A 19,014-nucleotide genomic window follows, 5' to 3' on the forward strand; every position below is an offset into this window, starting at 1 on the left:
GCTGTCGCTGAAACCGATCAGGCGGCGGGCAGCGCGTCGAGCTGGGCGCCCAGGCGGGCGATGTCGCTCTCGGCGTCGGCCAGGCGCTTGCGGATCTTGTCGACCACGGCGTCGGGCGCCTTGGCCAGGAAGTCGGCGTTGCCGAGCTTCGCGTTCGCCTGCTCGACCTCCTTGCGCGCGGCGGCCAGACCCTTGTCCAGCCGCTTGCGCTCGGCGGCGACGTCGATGGTGCCGGACGTGTCCAGCTCCACCTTCCCGCCGGTCGCGGCCAGGGTCGCGGTGGCGCTGAAGCCCTCTTCCGGAGCGGTGAGCCGGCTCAGCAGCCGGATCGCCGGCTCCTGCCCGGCCAGCTTCGGGTCGGTCAGCGTCAGCCGCGCGGCCACCCGCTGTGCGTCCTTCACGCCCTGGTCGGTCCGGAAGCGCCGCACCTCGGTCACGACCTCCTGCACCGCCTCGATCACCGCCTCGGCGTCCGCGTCGACCCGCGCCAGGTCGGCGGTCGGCCACTCGGCGATCACGATCGACTCGCGGCCGGTGAGCGCGGTCCACAGCGTCTCGGTCACGTACGGCACAGCCGGGTGCAGCAGGCGCAGCATCACGTCCAGGACGTGGCCGAGCACCGCGCGCGTGGTCTGCGCGTCCGGGTCGTCCGCGGCCGCGCCGATCGGCAGCCGCAGCTTCGCCAGCTCGATGTACCAGTCGCAGACCTCGTCCCACGCGAAGTGGTAGAGGGCTTCCATGGCCTTGGCGAACTGGAAGTCCTCGTAGAGACCGTCCACCTCGGCCACGACCTCGTTGAGGCGGGACAGGATCCAGCGGTCCTCGACGGTGAGCCGATCGGCGGCCGGCAACTCGGACGGCACGAAGGCGCCGTTCATCATCGCGAACCGGGTGGCGTTCCAGATCTTGTTCGCGAAGTTGCGCGCGCCGGCGATCCAGTCCTCGGCCACCGCCTGGTCCGCGCCGGGGTTGGCGCCGCGCAGCAGGCCGAAGCGCACCGCGTCGGACCCGAACTTGTCCATCCACAGCAGCGGGTCGACCCCGTTGCCCTTGGACTTCGACATCTTCTTCCCGAACTGGTCGCGGACCAGGCCGGAGAGCACCACCTTCTGGAACGGCTGCACGCCGTCCATCGCGTACAGGCCGAACATCATCATCCGGGCCACCCAGAAGAAGATGATGTCGTAACCGGTGTGCAGCACCGAGGTCGGGTAGAACTTCGCCAGGTCGGCGGTCTGCTCCGGCCAGCCGAGCGTGGAGAACGGCCACAGCCCGGAGGAGAACCAGGTGTCGAGCACGTCCGAGTCCTGATACCAGCCCGGCTCCGACGGCGGCTCCTCGTCCGGGCCCACGCACACGACCTCGCCGTTCGGGCCGTACCAGATCGGGATCCGGTGGCCCCACCACAGCTGGCGGGAGATCGTCCAGTCGTGCATGTTGTCGACCCAGGCGAAGTAGCGCGGCTCCATCTCCTTGGGGTGGATCTGCACCCGGCCGTCGCGCACCGCGTCGCCGGCCGCCTTGGCCAGCGTCTCCACCTTCACCCACCACTGGAGCGAGAGCCGCGGCTCCACCACGGTGTCGCAGCGCGAGCAGTGGCCCACCGGGCGCAGGAGCTGCTTCTGGCCGACGATGCGGCCCTCCTCGCGCAGCGCGCGCACCACGGCCGGGCGGGCCTCGAAGCGGTCCATGCCCAGGAACGGGCCGTGCACGGTGATGTTCGCGTGCTCGTCCAGGATCGTGGGCATCGGCAGGTTGTGCCGGCGGCCGATCTCGAAGTCGTTCGGGTCGTGCGCCGGGGTCACCTTCACCGCGCCGGTGCCGAACTCCGGGTCCACGTGCTCGTCGGCGATGATCGGGATGCGGCGGTCGGTGAGCGGCAGCGGCACTTCCTTCCCGATCAGGTGCTGGTAGCGCTCGTCGTCGGGGTGCACCGCCACCGCGGTGTCGCCGAGCATCGTCTCGGCGCGCGAGGTCGCCACCACGATGGAGTCCTCGCCGTCCCCGTAGCGGATAGACACCAGCTCGCCGGGCTCGTCGTGGTGGTCCACCTCGATGTCGGACAGCGCGGTCAGACAGCGCGGGCACCAGTTGATGATGCGCTCGGCGCGGTAGACCAGGCCGTCGTCGTACATCTTCTTGAAGATGGTCTGCACGGCCCGCGACAGGCCCTCGTCCATGGTGAAGCGCTCGCGCGACCAGTCCAGGGAGATGCCGAGCCGGCGCTGCTGGCCCAGGATCTTGCCGCCGTACTCGGCCTTCCACTCCCAGACCTTCTTCACGAAGGCGTCACGGCCGAGATCGTGGCGCGACAGGCCGTCCTTGGCCAGTTCGCGCTCCACCGCGTTCTGGGTGGCGATGCCGGCGTGGTCCATCCCCGGCAGGTAGAGGGCCTCGAAGCCCTGCATCCGCTTGCGCCGGATGATCGCGTCCTGGATCGACTGGTTGAGCGCGTGGCCCACGTGCAGCGACCCGGTCACGTTCGGCGGGGGGATGACGATGGTGAACGGCTCCTTGTCGGAGGCCGCGTCGGCGGTGAAGTAACCGTTCTTTACCCACCGCTCGTACAGCTCGCCCTCTACCTCTACCGGCGCGTAGGCGGTCGGCAGAGTGGTGGCGGCGCTGTCGGCAGCGCCCTGGGCGGCTGGAGTGGTGGTTTCATTCACGCCTCCAAGCTTATCGGTGCCCAGGTGGGGATTCTGCCGAGTATCGGACTACAGCGCGAGGTGCAGACGAAGCGCGGCGTCGAGGCGCTTCATGGTGTCCGGATTCAGGGCCGTGATCCGCCGGCCGATGCGGGAGACGTCGACGGTGCGGACCTGCTCGGCCTGGGCCTTGGAGTCGGCGCGCAGTCCCGGGTGGTCGGCGGCCTTGATGAGGACCTGGAACGGGTAGACGCGCGCGGTGTTCGAGGTGACGGGGACGACCGTGACGACGCCCCGGCTGTGGCGGTGCGTGGCGGTGTTCGCGCCGTCGTTGGAAACGATGACGGCCGGGCGGCTCTTGGGGGCCTCGCTGCCGCGCGCCGGGTCCAGATCGACCCAGAACACGTCGCCGCGGCGCATGGCGGGCACGGAACTACTCAACGTCGGTGAGTCCGTCACCGAGCACGGTGTCCCACAGCGCGGCGTCCCCGGAGCTGACCCATTCGTCGTAGGCGGCGGTGTAGTCGTCGACCAGGCTCAGGGATCGGGCCAGGTCGATGGCCTTGTGGACGGCCGCGGAGCGTGATTCGGCGTTCAACTCGTCCAGGAACGCCACATCGTCGTCGGGCAGGGAGATGCTCAACTTGGTCGACATACCACTATCCTACCCTGGTAGGAATCGATTCCTACCGCGAAACGAAAATTGGCGGCCCGCCGAAGCGAACCGCCAACCGCCTGTTCACAAGCCAGGTGCGCGACCTACGCCGACCGGTCCCGTCGCTCGTTCAGGTTCTGCTGCGTCCCGGTCCGCCGGCCGTGCTCGTTCAGCGCGCGCTGGTCCCGCGGCACCAGCGTGGGCAGCACGTGCTCGCGCACCACCTCGCCGGTGATGACCACGGTGCCGACGTCGGAGTGGCTGGGGACCTCGTACATCACCGACATCAGCACCTCCTCCATGATCGCGCGCAGACCGCGGGCGCCGGTGCCGCGCAGGATCGCCTGGTCGGCGATGGCCTCGACGGCGTCGTCCTCGAAGACCAGCTCCACGCCGTCCAGCTCCATCAGCCGCTGGTACTGCTTGATCAGCGCGTTGCGCGGCTCGACCAGGATCCGGACCAGGGCCGCGCGGTCCAGCTTGTGGACCGAGGTGACCACGGGCAGCCGGCCCACGAACTCCGGGATCATGCCGTACTTCAGCAGGTCCTCGGGCAGCACGTCGGCGAACACGTCGGTGGTGTCGACGTCGTAGCGGGAGCGGAGCTGGGCGGTGAAGCCCATGCCGCGCTTGTTCACCCGGGCGTCCACGATCTTGTCCAGGCCCTCGAAGGCCCCGGCGACGATGAACAGCACGTTGGTGGTGTCGATCTGCAGGAACTCCTGGTGCGGGTGCTTGCGCCCGCCCTGCGGCGGCACCGAGGAGACCGTGCCCTCGAGGATCTTCAGCAGCGCCTGCTGCACGCCCTCGCCGGAGACGTCGCGGGTGATCGACGGGTTCTCGGCCTTGCGGGCGATCTTGTCGATCTCGTCGATGTAGATGATCCCGGACTCGGCCTTCTTGATGTCGTAGTCGGCCGCCTGGATCAGCTTGAGCAGGATGTTCTCGACGTCCTCGCCGACGTACCCGGCCTCGGTCAGCGCCGTGGCGTCGGCGATGGCGAAGGGCACGTTGAGCATCCGGGCCAGGGTCTGCGCCAGGTAGGTCTTGCCGCAGCCGGTGGGGCCCAGGAGCAGGATGTTGGACTTGGCCAGCTCGATCTGCTCGCCGCGGCGTCCGCCGCGCTCGCGCTGGTAGTCCCCGGCCTGCACCCGCTTGTAGTGGTTGTAGACCGCCACCGACAGGCTCTTCTTGGCGTTCTCCTGGCCGATGACGTACTCGTCGAGGAAGTCGTAGATCTCCTTGGGCTTGGGCAGCTCCGCCAAGCCCCGGGCCGCGGCCGGCTCGCCGGGCTCCTCCTCGATGATCTCGTTGCACAGATCGATGCACTCGTCGCAGATGTACACGCCGGGGCCCGCGATGAGCTTCTTGACCTGCTTCTGGCTCTTGCCGCAGAAAGAGCACTTCAGCAGGTCGGCGTTGTCGATGCGTGCCACGGTGGAGCTTCTCCTTTGTGAAGATCCCGGTGCTGGACCCACTCCTCGGCGCTTGTACGCGCTTCGTAGTCTGTCCCCCAAGACGGTACCGCTCATACCCCCGGCGAGGCGTGAGCGCTCGACTTTCGCGAGCGCATCGGCCGTGGCATCGAATGATAATCCGATGCCACGGCCCGTGGCGGGTCACCCCGCCGGAATATCAGTGTCCGCAACCGGTCACGCCTGGCTCATCGAGCGTTCAGGGAGTCCGTACGGGAGGTCAGCACCTGGTCGATGATCCCGTAGTCCTTGGCCTCCTCGGCCGAGAGGATCTTGTCGCGGTCGATGTCCTTGTGCACCTGATCGGCGTCGCGGCCGCTGTGCTTGGCCAGCATCGACTCCATGACGGTGCGCATCCGCAGGATCTCGTTGGCCTGGATCTCCAGGTCGGACAGGTCGCCGCGGCCGCCCTCGCTCCAGGGCTGGTGGATCAGGATCCGGGCGTTGGGCAGCGCCAGGCGCTTGCCCGGGGTGCCGGCGGCCAGCAGCACCGCGGCCGCGGAGGCGGCCTGGCCCATGCACACCGTCTGGATGTCCGGCTTGACCCACTGCATCGTGTCGTAAATGGCGGTGAGCGCGGTGAAGGAGCCGCCGGGGCTGTTGATGTAGATGGAGATGTCCCGGTCGGGGTCCATCGACTCCAGCGTGATCAGCTGGGCCATCACGTCGTTGGCCGAGGCGTCGTCGATCTGCACGCCCAGGAAGATGATCCGCTCGTCGAACAGCTTCGAGTACGGGTCCCACTCGCGGAAGCCGTAGCTGGTGCGCTCGCTGAACTTGGGGACGATGTAGCGGGCGTCGTGCTCGGGCCCGCGGTAGATCATGTCGTTCATGGAAGGAGGTCCTCCGGGATAAAGCGGCCAGGTAGGGGTCAGGAGGGGCTGCGGAGAGCCTCAGTCCTGCAAGGCGTCAGACGCGGTGCCGCCGGCGCCGGGGACGTCGTTGGCGTGCGTCATGATGTCGTCGATGAGGCCGTACTCCTTGGCCTCCACGGCGCTGAACCAGGTGTCCCGGTCGGAGTCCAGCTCGATCTTGTCCAGCGGCTGGCCGGTGTGCTGCGCGGTGAGCTCGGCCATCCGCTTCTTGCTGCGCAGCAGGCGCTCGGCCTGGATCCGGATGTCCGCCGCGGAGCCCCCGATGCCCGCGGAGCCCTGGTGCAGCAGGATCTCGGTGTTCGGCAGCGCGAAGCGCTTGCCGGGGGTGCCGGCGGTGAGCAGGAACTGGCCCATCGAGGCCGCCATGCCCATGCCCACGGTCACGATGTCGTTGGGGATGTACATCATCGTGTCGTAGATCGCCAGGCCCGCGGAGACCGAGCCGCCGGGGCTGTTGATGTAGAAGTAGATCTCCTTGTCGCTGTCCTCCGCGGTCAGCAACAGCAACTGGGCACACAGCGAGTTGGCGATGTCGTCGTCGACCTGGGTGCCCAGGAAGATGATCCGGTTGCGCAGCAGCCGGTTGTAGACCTGGTCGCTCAGGCCGAGCGGGCTGTCAACGCCCGCACGGGCCATCGGGGTCAGCGGCGTCGTCATAGGTTCACCCTGCCTGGTTCGTCGGAAGCGGAATGCGCGGACCGGTACAACGAACACCGTCGAGCCCTGTGACACCCTCGACTCGTGATCGCCGCCGGTCCTAGGACGACCCTAACGCCCCGGTCCCCCACGGCGTCGGCGCCCCGGCCCTTGTTCGCTGACGGCATACGCGAAAGCCCCGCGTCCTGCGCAGGAGCGGGGCTTTCGTCATACCGGGTGTTCGACACCCGCCTGTTCGATCAGTCGTGCTTGTGGCCGTAGTGCTCGTCCTCCGGGACCCGGCCGTGGCTGTCCGGGTTCTCGCCGTCGGTGTCCTCGACGTCGGGGGCGTTGATCTTCTTGACGTCGACCTCGTTGCCGGCGGCGTCCTTGACCTTGGCGGCCTCCAGGACCAGGTTCAGCGCCTTGCCCCGGCGCACCTCGCCGACCAGGGCCGGGATCTGCCCGGCCGAGGAGATCTGCTGGGCGAACTCGTCCGGGCGCATGCCGGCCTGGGACGCGCGCTGGATGAGGTGGTTGGTCAGCTCGCCCTCGTTCACCGAGATCTCCTCGGCGTTGGCCAGCTTGTCCAGGATGAACTGGGCCTTGACCCCGTCGCGCACCTCGTCGGCGAGCTCGGCGTTGTACTCGTCCTCGGTCTTCTCCTGCAGCTTGAAGAAGCCCTCGCGGGTCATGCCGCCCATCGCGATCTGGCGGTCCAGGGCCTCGTTGCGCCAGGCCAGCTCGGCGTCCACGACCGACTTCGGCAGCGGGATGTCCACGCGCTCCAGCAGGACCTCCAGCACCTTGTCCCGGGCCGAGGCGACCTGCTCGAACTGCTCGGAGCGCTCCAGCGTCTCGCGGACGTTGGTGCGGAACTCCTCCATGGTGTCGAACTCGCTGGCCAGCTGGGCGAACTCGTCGTCCAGGGCGGGCAGCTCGCGCTCCTTGACCGCGGTGACGGTGACCTCGATGGTCGCGTCCTCGCCGGCGTGCGAGCCGCCGAGCAGCTTGGAGGTGAAGGTGGCGGTCTCACCGGCCTTCTTGCCGATGATCGCCTCGTCGGTGCCCTCGATCAGCTGGGTGGAGCCGACCTCGTAGCTCATGCCCTTGGCGGTGCCGTCCTCCAGCACCTCGCCGTCGATCGAGGCGGCCAGGTCCAGGGTGACGAAGTCACCGTCGGCGACCTCCCGCTCGACCTCCTTGAGCGAGCCGAAGCGCTTGCGGATGTCCTCGATGCGCTCGTCCACCGCCTCGTCGGCGACGGTCGCGTCCTCGACCTCGACCTCGATGTCGTCGTAGGCCGGCACCTCGAACTCGGGGCGCACGTCCACCTCGGCAGTGAACTTCAGGTCCTGGCCCGGCTCGAACTCGGCCAGGTCCACGTCGGGCTGGCCGACGACCTCGATCTTGTTCTCCTCGACGGCCTGGCCGTAGAACTGCGGCAGCGAGGAGTTGATGGCCTCCTCCAGCGCGGCGCCGCGGCCGAAACGCTGGTCGATGACCGCGGCCGGGACCTTGCCCTTGCGGAACCCCGGGATCGAGACCTGCTCGGCGATCTTCTTGTAGGCCGCGTCGAGGCTCGGCTTGAGCTCCTCGAACGGGACCTCAACGGTGAGCCGGACCCGAGTCGGGTCCAGGGTCTCGACAGCGCTCTTCACTGCTGCTCTCCTTGCGGCGCTGCCGGCCTGGCAGCCTCGAGTCATGGCGCGACGTCGCGCGTGGACGGGGTACGAAGCCCCATCGTAACCCGGAGTGCCGCCCCTGAAGGAAACGGTCCCCGAACTCGCTACAGCTCTCTCTGGTAGCAATGGGACATCGGCTCATCGGCATACGCCCCGAAACCCGGGATCGGCACGTACCCGGAGCGCTCGTAGAAGCGGATCGCGGCGGCCTGCTTGGGCCCGGTCTCCAACCGGAGCGTGCGCCAACCGCGCACTACCGCCGCCTGCTCCAGCGCGGCCAGCACCGCGCCGGAGACGCCCCGGCCGCGCCAGTCCGGCACCACGTACATACGCTTGAGTTCCGCGGCGCCCGGCTCCAGCGGACGCAGTGCCCCGCAGCCCACCGGCTGGTCCGCGACGTGCGCGAGCAGGAACACGGCGATGTCGGCGGCGGTCGGCGCGGCGCCGGGCTCGCTGTCCGGACCGTACAGCGCGGCGATCTCGGCGCGCTGGGCGTCACGCAGCGTGGCCGCCTGCGGGTGGTCCCACGGCACTTCGGTGACGGTGATGATCGGTGCGCTCACCGAGCCAGTGTGGCTCGGGGAGATGTCTCGGATGTTTCAGCCGCTTCTGTCTCTCCTGCTTGCCGGACCCTTACTGGACCTCAGCTGAACAGGGCCTGCACGGTCATCAGCGGCATCATCACCAGCAACACCAGGCCCAGGGCGGCCAGGATCGCGAACACCGTGACGTTGAACCGGCTCAGCGGCCCGACCGCGAAGTCGGCCTCGGTCGGAAGGTAGCGCACCTCCGCGGTCGCGCCGACCTCCAGGGCGCGGCTGGAGGCGTCGGCGTGCCGGTGGGCGGCGCCGTCCGGGGTCGCGTACTCGAAGACCGGGTAGGTGAAGTCGCTGTTGTGGAAGGAGACCACGGCGGCCACGGTCGCGGTGGCGCGCTCGGCGCCGGTGCGTAGGCGCCAGCGCAGGCGCAGGGCGCTCAGGTAGTCGGTGCGCAGCGCGGCAGCGGCGAGGAAGGCGCCGAAGGCGGAGGTGACCGCGCCGATCAGGACGCTGGCATAGCCGTTGTTGGCGTCGGCGTCGGTCGCGACTATGAGCACCGTCTCCACGACATAGAGAAGGAATGCGGCCAGCAGTATCCGTGCGCCCTTGGACATAGCGGCCCACTTCTCAGCCATGCGCAGCCCCTCCCAGGGTTCTCGAGGGCACCGATGGTAGCGGTCATCCTTCTCGGGTCGAGATCCGGAGGGAGGCCACGGTCATCGGGCGGCCGGGGACGGTGGCGGGGCCGGGGTGCGCGGCGGCGGGACCTGCGACGGAGCCGGGAAAAGTGCCGCCGACGGCCAGGTCGAGGATCACGAAGAAGCCGTGGTGGACGGCGGCATCCCAGGTCGCGGGGTCGACCGTGGTGGCGTCGAGGTGGAAGACCTCCGTGCCGTCGACGGACCAGCGGATCTGTTCGGGGGTGCGGGAGCGGTCGATCTCGACGGCGTATTGGTGTTGGCCGGAGGTGCAGGCGGGGCAGGGGCGTTCGCCGGAGGTGAGACCAGTGGGTTCGTGGCAGGGGTTGGCTGGTTGTGCGCCTGTTGGCTGCGTGCCGCAATGCAGTGTGGACCAGGTGGAGGCGCGGCCGTTCAGCGCTTCGAGGACGTCGATCTCGCCTCCGGTCGGCCAGGGACCGGTGCCGTCGCGGACCCCGCTGCCGAGGGCCCAGAACGCTGGCCAGTAGCCGGCTCCGTCGGCGGTGCTGACAGCCGGAAGCGTGATCTCGGCGCTGATGCGGAGCACGCCACCGGGTGGTGCGGCGAAGTCGTCGCGGCGGGTCTCGACGCGGCCGGAGGTCCAGGTGCCGTCGGCGGCGCGGAGTGGGGTGAGCTGGAGCGCGCCGTGGCCGTCGAGATGGACGTTGGCGGAATCGGCGCTCATGGCTTCCACCTCGCCGGTGCCCCAGTTCGAGGCCGGGCAGCCGGGGTAGCAGTGTCCTGTGTCGATCAGCCAGTCTTGGGTCGGCGGCGAGGACCCTGCCGGGCCTTGGAAATCGGCGGCGAACACGGTGTGCCAGGGGCTTGCGAACGGCAGTTGGGCCGCGAGGCGCGATGCCAGGAGGTAGGCGGCGGCATCGGTCAGGTGGGAGTCGTCGCGGTATAGAAGGACACCGTCGAGAACTGCCGGGCATTCGGTGCCGGGGCACAGCAGGGGGCTGAAGTCGATCGGGGTGACGCGCGGGTCTTCGGTGAGTGGGTCGGGCGCCAGGGCGCTGTTCTTACTGAATGCGCAGTCGTTCCAGTGGTGTTGGGAGCCGGAGACGCAGACCGGGATGTCGGTGTCGGGCTTCGGAGTGTCGTGGAGGGCGGCGATCGGGACACCGAGGTCGGCCAGGGCCGTCAGTGGAGCGTTCCAGGCGGCTTTCGTCGCGATCGGCGGGGCGTACCAGTCGAGCTCGGAGATGATGATCAGGCTCGGACGCGGTTCCTGTCGGAGCTGGTCCAGGACCGAGGCACGCCAGGTGTAGCACTCACGGTAGTCGCGGCCGAGGACGGGGCTGGTGACGGTGAGGTCGGCGAAGGGGCAGCCTTGTTTGACGCGTTCCTCGACGGCCAGGTGCCGGTCTGCGGCGATGCGGCTGATCGCCGAGAACCATTGCCCGGCGTGGGAATCGCCGATGAGGACGATGCGGTCGGCGGGGAGGTCGGCCGGGGCCGGCGGATTCGGGTCGCGGACGAGGCCGGTCGTGGTGGTTGCTCCCTGGGACATCGGCGCCGGAACGAACAGACATGGCTGGCTGACGGCCACGGCCGGAGCTACTTCGCAGTCGCCGTCGGGCGGGAAGTCTTTCCGCGCTTGGGCTGGCGTCGGCATGGTGGGACCGCCGGTGCGGTACGTCGCGGGGGACGCGAGGAGGTGCGTTCCGCTGGTCGCGGCGGCCGGCAGGGCTTTTATGTCGAAACCCTGCGCGTCACCGAGAGTGTGGGCCGCCCCGGTGCCGACCGCGAGCCCGGCGGCCAGCGGGAGCATCACGGCGGTCGCGCCGATGGCCAGGCCGCGGCGTGGGGCTTCGGTGATGAGCCGGGAGAAGCGGAGCGGCTGCTCGACCAGGCGCATGGTGGCGTAGGCGGGAATCGCGGAGGCGGCAGCCAAGGCTGCGGCCAGTTCCCACGGGAGGTCGCCCCAACGTGCTTGGGCCAGGACCAGGATCGGCCAGTGCCATAGGTAGAGCGCGAAGGAGAGGCGGCCGATCGCGCGCGGGGCTTTGGCCGCGAGGAACGCCGGCGTTGAGAACCTCGGGTACTCCCCCGCTCCAGCAAGCAGTATGAGCACAGTCCCGACAACGGGCAGCAACGCCGCGGTTCCGGGATAAGGCGTCTTCGCGCCGAAACTGACAGTCGCGGCAACAACAAGCGCCATACCCGCGCCCCCTATAGCGCTGCGCGCTCTTCCGTAGCCCAGCGTTCTGCCATCGATGGCCACCGCGAGAATCGCCCCCGCACCGAACTCCCAGGCGCGCGACGGCGAGCCCATGTAGGCGAGCGGCGCGGACGTGCGCGTCCAGTGCAGCGACAGCGCGAACGAGGCCGCCGACAGGACCAGGATCTCGCCGAGCACGAACCCCCGCACCGACCTGCTCCGCTTCCGCGCAGCCAGCATCGCCACCAGGACCAGCGGCGCCCACACGACGTAGAACTGCTCCTCGACCCCGAGCGACCAGTAGTGCAGCAGCGGACTCGGCGCCCGCGAGGCGGCCAAGTAGTTGGTCTGGTCCGCGACGAAGCGCCAGTTGCCCCCGTTGAGCGCCGCGGTGAGGAGGTCGAACGCGACGTCCTGCTGCCGCAACGGCGGCAACCACAGCCACGTAGCCACCGCTGTGAACAGCAACACCACGCACGCCGCCGGCAGAATGCGCCGCGCACGACGCGCATAGAACTCAACGAGCGAGAACTCCCGGCGCCGCATCACCTGCCCGGTAATGAGGAACCCGGAGACGACGAAGAACACATCGACGCCGACATAGCCACCGGCCATCCCCGGCACCGCAGCATGGAAGCCAAGCACCGCCATCACCGCGACAGCCCGCAGGCCCTCAATATCGGGCCGAAACCCGCGCATGGCCACCGCCTCAGCCCAGCCAAGGCAGCATCGGCCGGAAGACACCGGTCGCCACCGCGCCGCCAAGGAGGAGCGCGATGGTGATGGCCACCGCCTCGGGCCACCGCAGGCGATGGTCAGGAGCGCCACGCGGTGGTGCAGCGGTAGGTGCGGCGCTCGGACGCTCGGCGGGATGCAAGGTAGCCAGCTGCTCGGCGGCATCGGCGGCTGGCGACTCGGCAGCATGCGCGACATTCGGCCGCGCGTCAGTCCGAACCCCAGCAGCGTGCGCGGCACCCGGGGGCTCGGCAACACGCGCAGCAGCTGGCAGCTCGCAAATAGGCGCGACGCCCAGGGACTCAGCATCAACCGCATTGCTCAGCGCCTCACCGGTCTGAAGCTCGGCAGCGTGCGCGGCACCCAGGGGCTCATCAACTCGCGCTGCACCTTGTGGCTCGCCAGCCGGCGCGGCGCCCTGAGGCTCAGCACCAACCGCACGGCCAAGCGGCTCGCCGGTGGGCACGCCGCTCGGCGGCTCGGCATACTCGGCGCTCAACGGCTCCCCATCAGCCATAACGCTCGGCACCAGCCGCTCGCCAGGCCGTCGCAACTCACCGGCCACCGCCGCGCCAGCCTTTTCGGTCGCCTCCCCACCGCCGCGCCCGCCAGCTCCGAGTCCGCATCGAATCCTGTCCGTCATACCGTCCTCAACTCCCTGATCAGCGGCACCGTCAGATATCCCGTCACCGCCACATAAGCCGCGACCCCCCACATCCGCCCGACCCCGAACCGCGCCACATCCGCGGCCAGCGCCGCCACCGCCGCGCCGGTCGTCGTGCCGAGCCACAGCGTCGCGAGGCGCGCGATGCTGCGCGCCAGCCGCGAGCGGCCGCCGCCGGCGCCGGTCGGGACCCAGTCGGCGGCGCGGCCGCGCAGCGTGTGCGCCAGTGCCGCCGCCGCGGCGAAGGCGACCAGGTAGTTCGCGCGGATCACCTCGATGCGCCAGCGGGTGCGCGACACCGCCGGCAGCAGCACGAACCACACCCACAGCGGCGCCAGCAGCGGCAGCACGTGCCAAGGGCGGATCTGCTGCGGGTAGCCGGCGAGCATGATCAGGGGCGGGATCGGCGCCGCGAACACGTTGACCGCCATCACCACGTAGCCGATGACGCCGTTGTAGAAGCACAGCCGCGTCCGCCAGCCCGCCCCCACGCGCTTCAGATCGCGCCCGGTCAGCAGGTGCAGGTTGCCCATCGCCCAGCGGTACTGCTGGTTCACGAACGCCGGCAGGCTCTCCGGCGAGATCCCCTTCGCCACCAACACCGGCACGTACTGCGTCCGGAATCCGCGCCCCAGCATCTCCAGGCCCGTATACATGTCCTCGGAGTGGTCCAGCTTCGCGAACCCGCCGATCGCGTCCAGCGCCGCACGCCGGTACACCGCGTTGCTACCGCAACAGATCGCGGCGTCCGCAGCGTCGCGCGACGGCTGCACCCACCGGAAGAACCACTCCTGCGCAGCTCCAGCAGCACGCTGTAGCCACGACATACTCTCGTCGGTGTCGAAGAACTGCGGACTCTGCACGATCCCGACCCCCGGGTCCGCCAAATACGGCACCAGATGGTCCAGGAAATCAGCCCGCGGACAGAAGTCGGCGTCAAGGATCGCGACCACCTCACCAGTCGCGATCGTCAGCGCATGGTTCAGGTTCCCGGCCTTCTTCAGACGGCCACGGTCCGGTCGCACCACGTACCGGAACCCGAACTCGCGCGCCAACTCCTCCACATCGGGACTGGCCGCGTCGTCCAGGACGTACACCGCCAATGCCCCGCGCCACTCCATGCGCGCGACGTAGAGGTAAGCGTTGCGCAGAACGTCCAGAGGCTCCCCGCATGTCGGCAGGAACAAGTCAACGCTAGGCGGCTCCGCAGGACTCCACGCCCGCACCAGAACCTCGTGCCCGGCACGGGTCAGCCGCCGCTGCCGCTGCCCGTCCACCAGAGAGAAACCGAGCGCCACCAGGTTCAGCAGCAATACCGCGAGGAACACCCACAACGCCGGAGTGCGCAGCGAGAACAAGAAGAGCGTGATGGCCGTGAATACGAAAGACAGTGCCGAAAACAGCAGCACCCACCGCCGCTGCGGACCGAAGTACCAGTACAGCTCGTCGTCGTCCGGCGGTGCGGGCAAATGGGAGGTCGCCTGAGAGGCTGGGGATGTCGATGGAGAAGTGGTCCGAGATGTCAGTGTTGCGTTCGGCGCCATAGGCCGACGTTCCCCCTGTGAATCTGTGCTTTGACTCACCCAGGCTATTTCACTGGTCTAGACCTCTCGATGTCCGTCCGATGAACGATCTCTGAACCGTCTCGGGGTCGGCAACGCCGGGCAGATCTGCCATGATCGGACGGATGCGAGAACTCACCGAGCTGATCGAGGTCGAGGATCCGGCATGGCCGGAGCTCCAAGCGTTGTTCGCGAACTCCCCGATGCCGCTGACCGTCTTCGCCCCCGACCCCCACGAGAGCACCCGCGGGCTCCACCAACTCCAGGTCACGGCGCGCTCGATGCTCGGCGGCCTGACCCTGAACTGCGGCGGCGTGCTGGTCGACGACGGCTGGGTCCGGGTGTACGGCGGCGGACCGGGCCACGACGGCGGCCTGCCGAGCCTGGGCCAGGTCAACGGATTCCCCGAGACGTTCGACCCCGCGTGGCAGGCGCCGGCCGGGCTGGTCGTCGCGCACGACGTGCTCGGCGGCGTGTTCGCGCTGAACGGCATGGACCCGGCCGCCTCGGGACGGCCCGGGCAGCCGGGGCAGATGACGTACTTCGCACCGGACACGCTGGCCTGGGAGGCGTTGGAGATCGGCCACTCGGCGTGGCTCGCGTGGCTGCTGTCCGAGCGGCTCGAAGGGTTCTACAACGCGCTGCGCTGGGAGGGATGGCGCGAGGAGACCGCCGCGGTGGGGCCGACGCAGGCTATCAGCGTGTACCCGTTCCTCTGGAGCAAGCCGACGGATGACGCCACGACCAGTCGGCGCACGGTGCCGATGGCCGGCGTGCTGGGGATAGCCGCGGACTTCGCGGAGCAGATCGGTGTCGGGGACCCCGGGTTCCTCGGACTCGTCTGATCTGCTGGTGATCCGCGGCTGCCGATGTCTGTGATCAGTACATCTAGGATCAGTACATCTAGGCGACCCGGAACTGCAGCGACTTCGTCTGCAGGTACTCCTCCAGCCCGAACCGGCCCAGCTCACGGCCGACACCGGAACCCTTGTAGCCGCCGAAGGGCGCCGCGAGGTTGAACCGGCCGCCGTTGATGTCGACCTGGCCGGTGTCCATCCGCCGGGCGAAGGCCACGGCCTCGTGGTCGTCGGCCGCCCACACCGCGCCGGCCAGGCCGTACTCGGTGGCGTTGGCGATGCGCAGCGCGTCCTCGGCGTCGTGGAACGACATCAGGGAGATGACCGGGCCGAAGATCTCCTCGCGGGCCACGGCCATGTCGGTGGTGACGTCGGCCAGCACCGTCGGGCGCACGTAGAAGCCGTGCGGCAGATCGTCCGGGGCCTGCGCGCCGCCGACCACGACCCGCGCGCCCTCACCGACGGCGTCGTTCAGGTAGCCGCGGACCCGGTCCCGCTGCTTGGCGTTGACCACCGGGCCGACCCGGGTCTCCGGGCTGGTCGGGTCGCCGGGCACGAACTTCGCCGCGGCGGCCGCGGCGATGGTCACGGCCTCGGCGTACTGCTCTTCGGGAACCAGCAGGCGGGTCCAGGCCGAGCAGGTCTGGCCGGAGTTGTTGAAGACGTTGGCGACCGCGACGTTGACCGCCTTGGCCAGGTCCGCGCCGGGCAGCACCACGCACGCCGACTTGCCGCCGAGTTCCAGCGCCACCCGCTTGACGCCGCGCCCGGCGTGCTCGGCGACCTGCCGGCCGACCGCGGTGGAGCCGGTGAAGGAGACCATGTCGACGTCCGGATGCGCGGCCAGCGCCGCCCCGGCCGCCGCGCCGGTCCCGGTGACCAGGTTGAAGACACCGGGCGGGAAGCCGGCCTCATCGACCAGCCGGGCGAACAGGCGCGCGGTCAGCGGCGTGTCCTCGGCCGGCTTCAGCACCACGACGCACCCGGCCGCCAGCGCCGGCATCACCTTGGCGACGACCTGGTGCAGCGGGTAATTCCACGGCGTGATCGCGCCGACGACACCGGCCGGCTCGTGGTAGACGGTCGAGTTGCCGACCTGCTCCTCGAACTCGTAGTCGGCCAGGATGCGCAGGTAGCTCTCGGCCACCCCCAACGGCAGCGCGGCCTGCACCGCGGTGGCGAAGCCGACCGGGCAGCCGAGCTCGGCGACCACGGTCTCGACGATCTCCGGCTGCGCCTCGGCGAGCTTGGCGACCAGGTGGCCCAGGAACTCCAGCCGGTAGTCCTTGTGGCTGGCGCCCCAGGCGCGCGCCGCGGACCGGGCCGCGGCCACGGCGGCGTCCACGTCGGCGGCACCGCCGGCGGGGATCGCGGCGATCACCTCTTCGGTGGCCGGGTTCAGCACGTCGACCGTCTCGGTGGACGCCGAGGGGATCCATTTGCCGCCGATGTACTGGTCGGTGAAAGTGAGCACGCTCATTGGGCCGTCCCGGGGAAACTAGCAGTGCGAATTTCTGCGGACGCTAGCGCCACGATCATGGCGGCACAAGGACGGACCGGGAGGTGGCGGGCGTGTCGTTGCTCACGGGCCCCGCCGGCCGCTCGGGTATCAGCATCCATATCGACCTCCGGTTCATGGCGACGGCCTCACCCGCAGCACGCGGGCGGCCCACCCGGGCAGCACCCAGTTCCAGCGCCCGAACAGGGACACGAGCGCGGGCACGAGCAGCGCCCGGACGACGGTGGCGTCCAGCAGGATGCCGACGCCCAAGCCGGTGGCGAAGATCTTCAGGAACGTCGGCGGCGCGCTGGCCAGGGCGGCGAACGCCAGGAAGAGGATCAGGGCCGCGCTGGTCACCAGGCGTCCGGTGCGGCCCAGGCCCACGACGACGGCCTCGTTCGTGCTCGCTCCGGCGTCGAACTCCTCGCGCATGCGGGACAGGATGAAGACCTCGTAGTCCATCGACAGGCCGTAGAGGAACGCGAAGACGATCATCGGGATCCAGAACGGGATGCCGCCGGTGGCCGGGACGCCCCAGATGGCGTGCGAGCCGTGGCCGTCCTGCCAGATCAGCACCATGCCGCCGTAGGCCGCGGCGACCGAGAGCAGGTTCGCCAGCACGGCCTTGGCCGGGAGCAGCAGCGAGCGGAAGGTCCGGGCCAGGACCAGGAACGTGAGGACGGCCAGCACGGCCAGAAGGATGGGGAACTGGCCGTACATCTTGTGGATGTTGTCGATGTTGGCCAGTGCGCTGGAGGCCACGAGCGTGCCTGGGACGGCGTGCTCGAGGGTGGTGCGGGTGAGCTTGGCGACGTGCTGGCCCTGGCTGGTCGCGGCCTCGTCGCTCGGAAGGACGACCGTCATCGGCCACCGGGTGGTGGGGGTCTTTTCCGTACCGGGTGGCGGCGTGGTCACCGGTACCACCGCGTGGATGCCGTTGCCGGGCATCAGCACCGTGGGTTCGGTGTTCGGCGGGGTCAGGACCACGTAGGGATTGAGCACACCGCTGGGGATGTCCGCCGCACGCAGCGCCACGAGCCCTTGGCGGGCGTCGCCGGACTTGGCGAGGGAATCGGTGGTCGGGTCGCCCTCGTGGATGCCGAGCGCGGTGACGGCGAGCGTGACCAGCACGGCCAGCGCCAGGCCGGCGGCCACCCAGCGTCGTCGGACCACCCAGCGGGCCCATGCGGTCCAGGCGCGGCTGGGTTTGTCCTCGTGCCGCAGGTGCGGCCAGTCCAGGCGGCGGCCGAAGCCGGTGAGCGCGATCGGCAGCAGGGTCAGCGTCACGGCCACGCTGACCACCGGGATCAGCATGCCGCCGATGCCGATGGAGCGCATGAACTGGATCGGGACCACGATCAGCGACAGCAGGCCCAGCGCCACGGTCAGTCCGCTGACCAGCACGGCCCGGCCGGCGGTGGCCATCGCGCGGTGCACGGCGGTCTCGTTGTCGGCGCCGTGCGCCACCTCCTCGCGCCACCGGGTCACCAGCAGCAGCGAGTAGTCGATGGCCACACCCAGGCCGATCAGGCCGACCATGTACTGCACCACGGCCTGCACCTTCATGAACTCGGTCAGGAGCAGCACGACGAGGTAGCTGGACAGGATGGAGACCGCGGCGATCATCAGCGGCAGCAGCGCGAGGAAGGACCCGAACACGAAGGCCAGCACGATGAGCGCGCCGGCCCCGCCGAGCAGGGCCTCGGTGAGCACACCGTTGCCGCCGCCGCTGCCGTTGGAGGACAGCGGGGTGATGCCGGTGACGTGCACCTGGGTCCCGGCCGGTGCCGCGGCGGCGAGCCGGCGCGGCAGCACGCGGGCCGCGTCGGTCTGCGTCTTCGCGTCCTTGACCTGGTCCCCGACCGCGGGGGTGAAGACGAGGGCGAACATGGTCCGGCCGTCGGCCCCGAGGAAGGTGCGGTCGCCGGTGTTGTAGTAGTCGGCGACACGCCCGGGGATCGCGGCGAGCGCGGGCTCCAGCGCGGGCCGCGCCGCCTCCGGGCTCTGCCCCGGCGGCAGAACGAACACCGGCACCAGCGGATCGAAGCCGCCGCCGATGTGGTACTGGGCGACCAGGGCGTCGCTCGCGGCCACCGACGGCGTGCCGGCGATGGCGAAGCTCTGGTTCAGGTGCTTGGACAGGATGGAGGAGGACCAGCCGCCGGCCAGGAACAGCACCAGCCACACCGCGGCGATCGCACGCCGGTTGGCGAGGACGAATCTCGAGAATCGTTCCATGGCTGTCCCCCCTTCGGTCGATTTCGGTCCGGTGCCACTCCGCTCACTCCACGATCATGATTGACTACCAGAACAACAGTGCACC

The 19,014-nt window shown here is 69.6% G+C and carries 15 protein-coding genes; 2 read left to right on the top strand and 13 right to left on the bottom strand.

The annotated features are described in order from the left end of the window. Positions 1 to 17 precede the first annotated feature (17 nt). The 10 genes from ABH920_RS08895 to ABH920_RS08940 form a co-directional block, all read right to left on the bottom strand. A complete protein-coding gene (locus ABH920_RS08895) occupies positions 18 to 2,666 on the bottom strand; it encodes a valine--tRNA ligase (RefSeq protein WP_370348395.1) in 2,649 nt (882 codons plus the stop codon). Positions 2,667 to 2,714: 48 nt separating this feature from the next. Further along, positions 2,715 to 3,065 carry a type II toxin-antitoxin system PemK/MazF family toxin gene (locus tag ABH920_RS08900; RefSeq protein ID WP_370348559.1) on the bottom strand — a complete coding sequence of 117 codons (351 nt, stop codon included), beginning with the start codon at positions 3,063 to 3,065 and terminating at the stop codon, positions 2,715 to 2,717. Between the two features lie 13 nt (positions 3,066 to 3,078). Then, complete coding sequence (locus tag ABH920_RS08905) at positions 3,079 to 3,300, bottom strand: antitoxin (protein ID WP_370348396.1); 222 nt, start codon at positions 3,298 to 3,300, stop codon at positions 3,079 to 3,081. A gap of 104 nt (positions 3,301 to 3,404) precedes the next feature. Continuing rightward, on the bottom strand, positions 3,405 to 4,736 hold the full coding sequence (clpX, locus tag ABH920_RS08910) for an ATP-dependent Clp protease ATP-binding subunit ClpX (RefSeq protein WP_370348398.1): 1,332 nt from the start codon (positions 4,734 to 4,736) through the stop codon (positions 3,405 to 3,407). A 227-nt stretch (positions 4,737 to 4,963) separates the two neighbouring features. Next, positions 4,964 to 5,608, bottom strand: a complete 645-nt coding sequence (locus ABH920_RS08915) for an ATP-dependent Clp protease proteolytic subunit (protein ID WP_370348399.1) — start codon at positions 5,606 to 5,608, stop codon at positions 4,964 to 4,966. A 60-nt stretch (positions 5,609 to 5,668) separates the two neighbouring features. Beyond that, positions 5,669 to 6,307 (bottom strand): ATP-dependent Clp protease proteolytic subunit, encoded by a 639-nt coding sequence (locus ABH920_RS08920; RefSeq protein ID WP_370348400.1) that lies wholly within the window; start codon positions 6,305 to 6,307, stop codon positions 5,669 to 5,671. 239 nt (positions 6,308 to 6,546) lie between these two features. Further along, on the bottom strand, positions 6,547 to 7,947 hold the full coding sequence (gene tig / locus ABH920_RS08925) for a trigger factor (RefSeq protein WP_370348401.1): 1,401 nt from the start codon (positions 7,945 to 7,947) through the stop codon (positions 6,547 to 6,549). A 128-nt stretch (positions 7,948 to 8,075) separates the two neighbouring features. Further along, a complete protein-coding gene (locus ABH920_RS08930) occupies positions 8,076 to 8,534 on the bottom strand; it encodes a GNAT family N-acetyltransferase (RefSeq protein ID WP_370348402.1) in 459 nt (152 codons plus the stop codon). 80 nt (positions 8,535 to 8,614) lie between these two features. After that, a complete protein-coding gene (locus tag ABH920_RS08935; RefSeq protein WP_370348403.1) occupies positions 8,615 to 9,145 on the bottom strand; it encodes a hypothetical protein in 531 nt (176 codons plus the stop codon). 43 nt (positions 9,146 to 9,188) lie between these two features. Beyond that, positions 9,189 to 12,071, bottom strand: a complete 2,883-nt coding sequence (locus tag ABH920_RS08940; protein WP_370348404.1) for an acyltransferase family protein — start codon at positions 12,069 to 12,071, stop codon at positions 9,189 to 9,191. Between the two features lie 172 nt (positions 12,072 to 12,243). Between ABH920_RS08940 and ABH920_RS08945 the strand changes: the two genes are divergently transcribed. After that, positions 12,244 to 12,807: a hypothetical protein gene (locus tag ABH920_RS08945; protein WP_370348405.1), complete on the top strand. Its 564-nt coding sequence runs from the start codon at positions 12,244 to 12,246 to the stop codon at positions 12,805 to 12,807. Here the strand turns inward: ABH920_RS08945 and ABH920_RS08950 are convergent. After that, on the bottom strand, positions 12,747 to 14,315 hold the full coding sequence (locus ABH920_RS08950) for a glycosyltransferase (RefSeq protein ID WP_370348406.1): 1,569 nt from the start codon (positions 14,313 to 14,315) through the stop codon (positions 12,747 to 12,749). The two genes, ABH920_RS08945 and ABH920_RS08950, sit on opposite strands and share 61 nt — an antisense overlap. A gap of 143 nt (positions 14,316 to 14,458) precedes the next feature. Between ABH920_RS08950 and ABH920_RS08955 the strand changes: the two genes are divergently transcribed. Next, the gene (locus tag ABH920_RS08955; protein WP_370348407.1) at positions 14,459 to 15,178 is read left to right on the top strand and encodes a DUF2625 family protein; all 720 of its coding nucleotides are present in this window, start codon (positions 14,459 to 14,461) and stop codon (positions 15,176 to 15,178) included. A gap of 58 nt (positions 15,179 to 15,236) precedes the next feature. On the opposite strand, the gene ABH920_RS08960 is transcribed toward ABH920_RS08955, so the two are convergent. Continuing rightward, positions 15,237 to 16,670 carry an aldehyde dehydrogenase family protein gene (locus tag ABH920_RS08960; RefSeq protein ID WP_370348408.1) on the bottom strand — a complete coding sequence of 478 codons (1,434 nt, stop codon included), beginning with the start codon at positions 16,668 to 16,670 and terminating at the stop codon, positions 15,237 to 15,239. 153 nt (positions 16,671 to 16,823) lie between these two features. Beyond that, entirely contained in the window at positions 16,824 to 18,929 is a 2,106-nt protein-coding gene (locus ABH920_RS08965; protein WP_370348409.1) for an MMPL family transporter, read from the bottom strand. Positions 18,930 to 19,014: the final 85 nt, after the last annotated feature.

It is taken from the genome of Catenulispora sp. EB89, assembly GCF_041261445.1.
Classification (GTDB): domain Bacteria; phylum Actinomycetota; class Actinomycetes; order Streptomycetales; family Catenulisporaceae; genus Catenulispora.

Coding starts and splice junctions, on each gene's coding strand:
- ABH920_RS08945 (WP_370348405.1), top strand. CDS start 12,244: ATGCAAGGTAGCCAGCTGCTCGGCGGCATCGGCGGCTGGCGACTCGGC.
- ABH920_RS08900 (WP_370348559.1), bottom strand. CDS start 3,065: ATGCGCCGCGGCGACGTGTTCTGGGTCGATCTGGACCCGGCGCGCGGC.
- ABH920_RS08950 (WP_370348406.1), bottom strand. CDS start 14,315: ATGGCGCCGAACGCAACACTGACATCTCGGACCACTTCTCCATCGACA.
- ABH920_RS08905 (WP_370348396.1), bottom strand. CDS start 3,300: ATGTCGACCAAGTTGAGCATCTCCCTGCCCGACGACGATGTGGCGTTC.
- ABH920_RS08940 (WP_370348404.1), bottom strand. CDS start 12,071: ATGCGCGGGTTTCGGCCCGATATTGAGGGCCTGCGGGCTGTCGCGGTG.
- ABH920_RS08915 (WP_370348399.1), bottom strand. CDS start 5,608: ATGAACGACATGATCTACCGCGGGCCCGAGCACGACGCCCGCTACATC.
- ABH920_RS08935 (WP_370348403.1), bottom strand. CDS start 9,145: ATGGCTGAGAAGTGGGCCGCTATGTCCAAGGGCGCACGGATACTGCTG.
- ABH920_RS08960 (WP_370348408.1), bottom strand. CDS start 16,670: ATGAGCGTGCTCACTTTCACCGACCAGTACATCGGCGGCAAATGGATC.
- ABH920_RS08920 (WP_370348400.1), bottom strand. CDS start 6,307: ATGACGACGCCGCTGACCCCGATGGCCCGTGCGGGCGTTGACAGCCCG.
- ABH920_RS08965 (WP_370348409.1), bottom strand. CDS start 18,929: ATGGAACGATTCTCGAGATTCGTCCTCGCCAACCGGCGTGCGATCGCC.
- ABH920_RS08955 (WP_370348407.1), top strand. CDS start 14,459: ATGCGAGAACTCACCGAGCTGATCGAGGTCGAGGATCCGGCATGGCCG.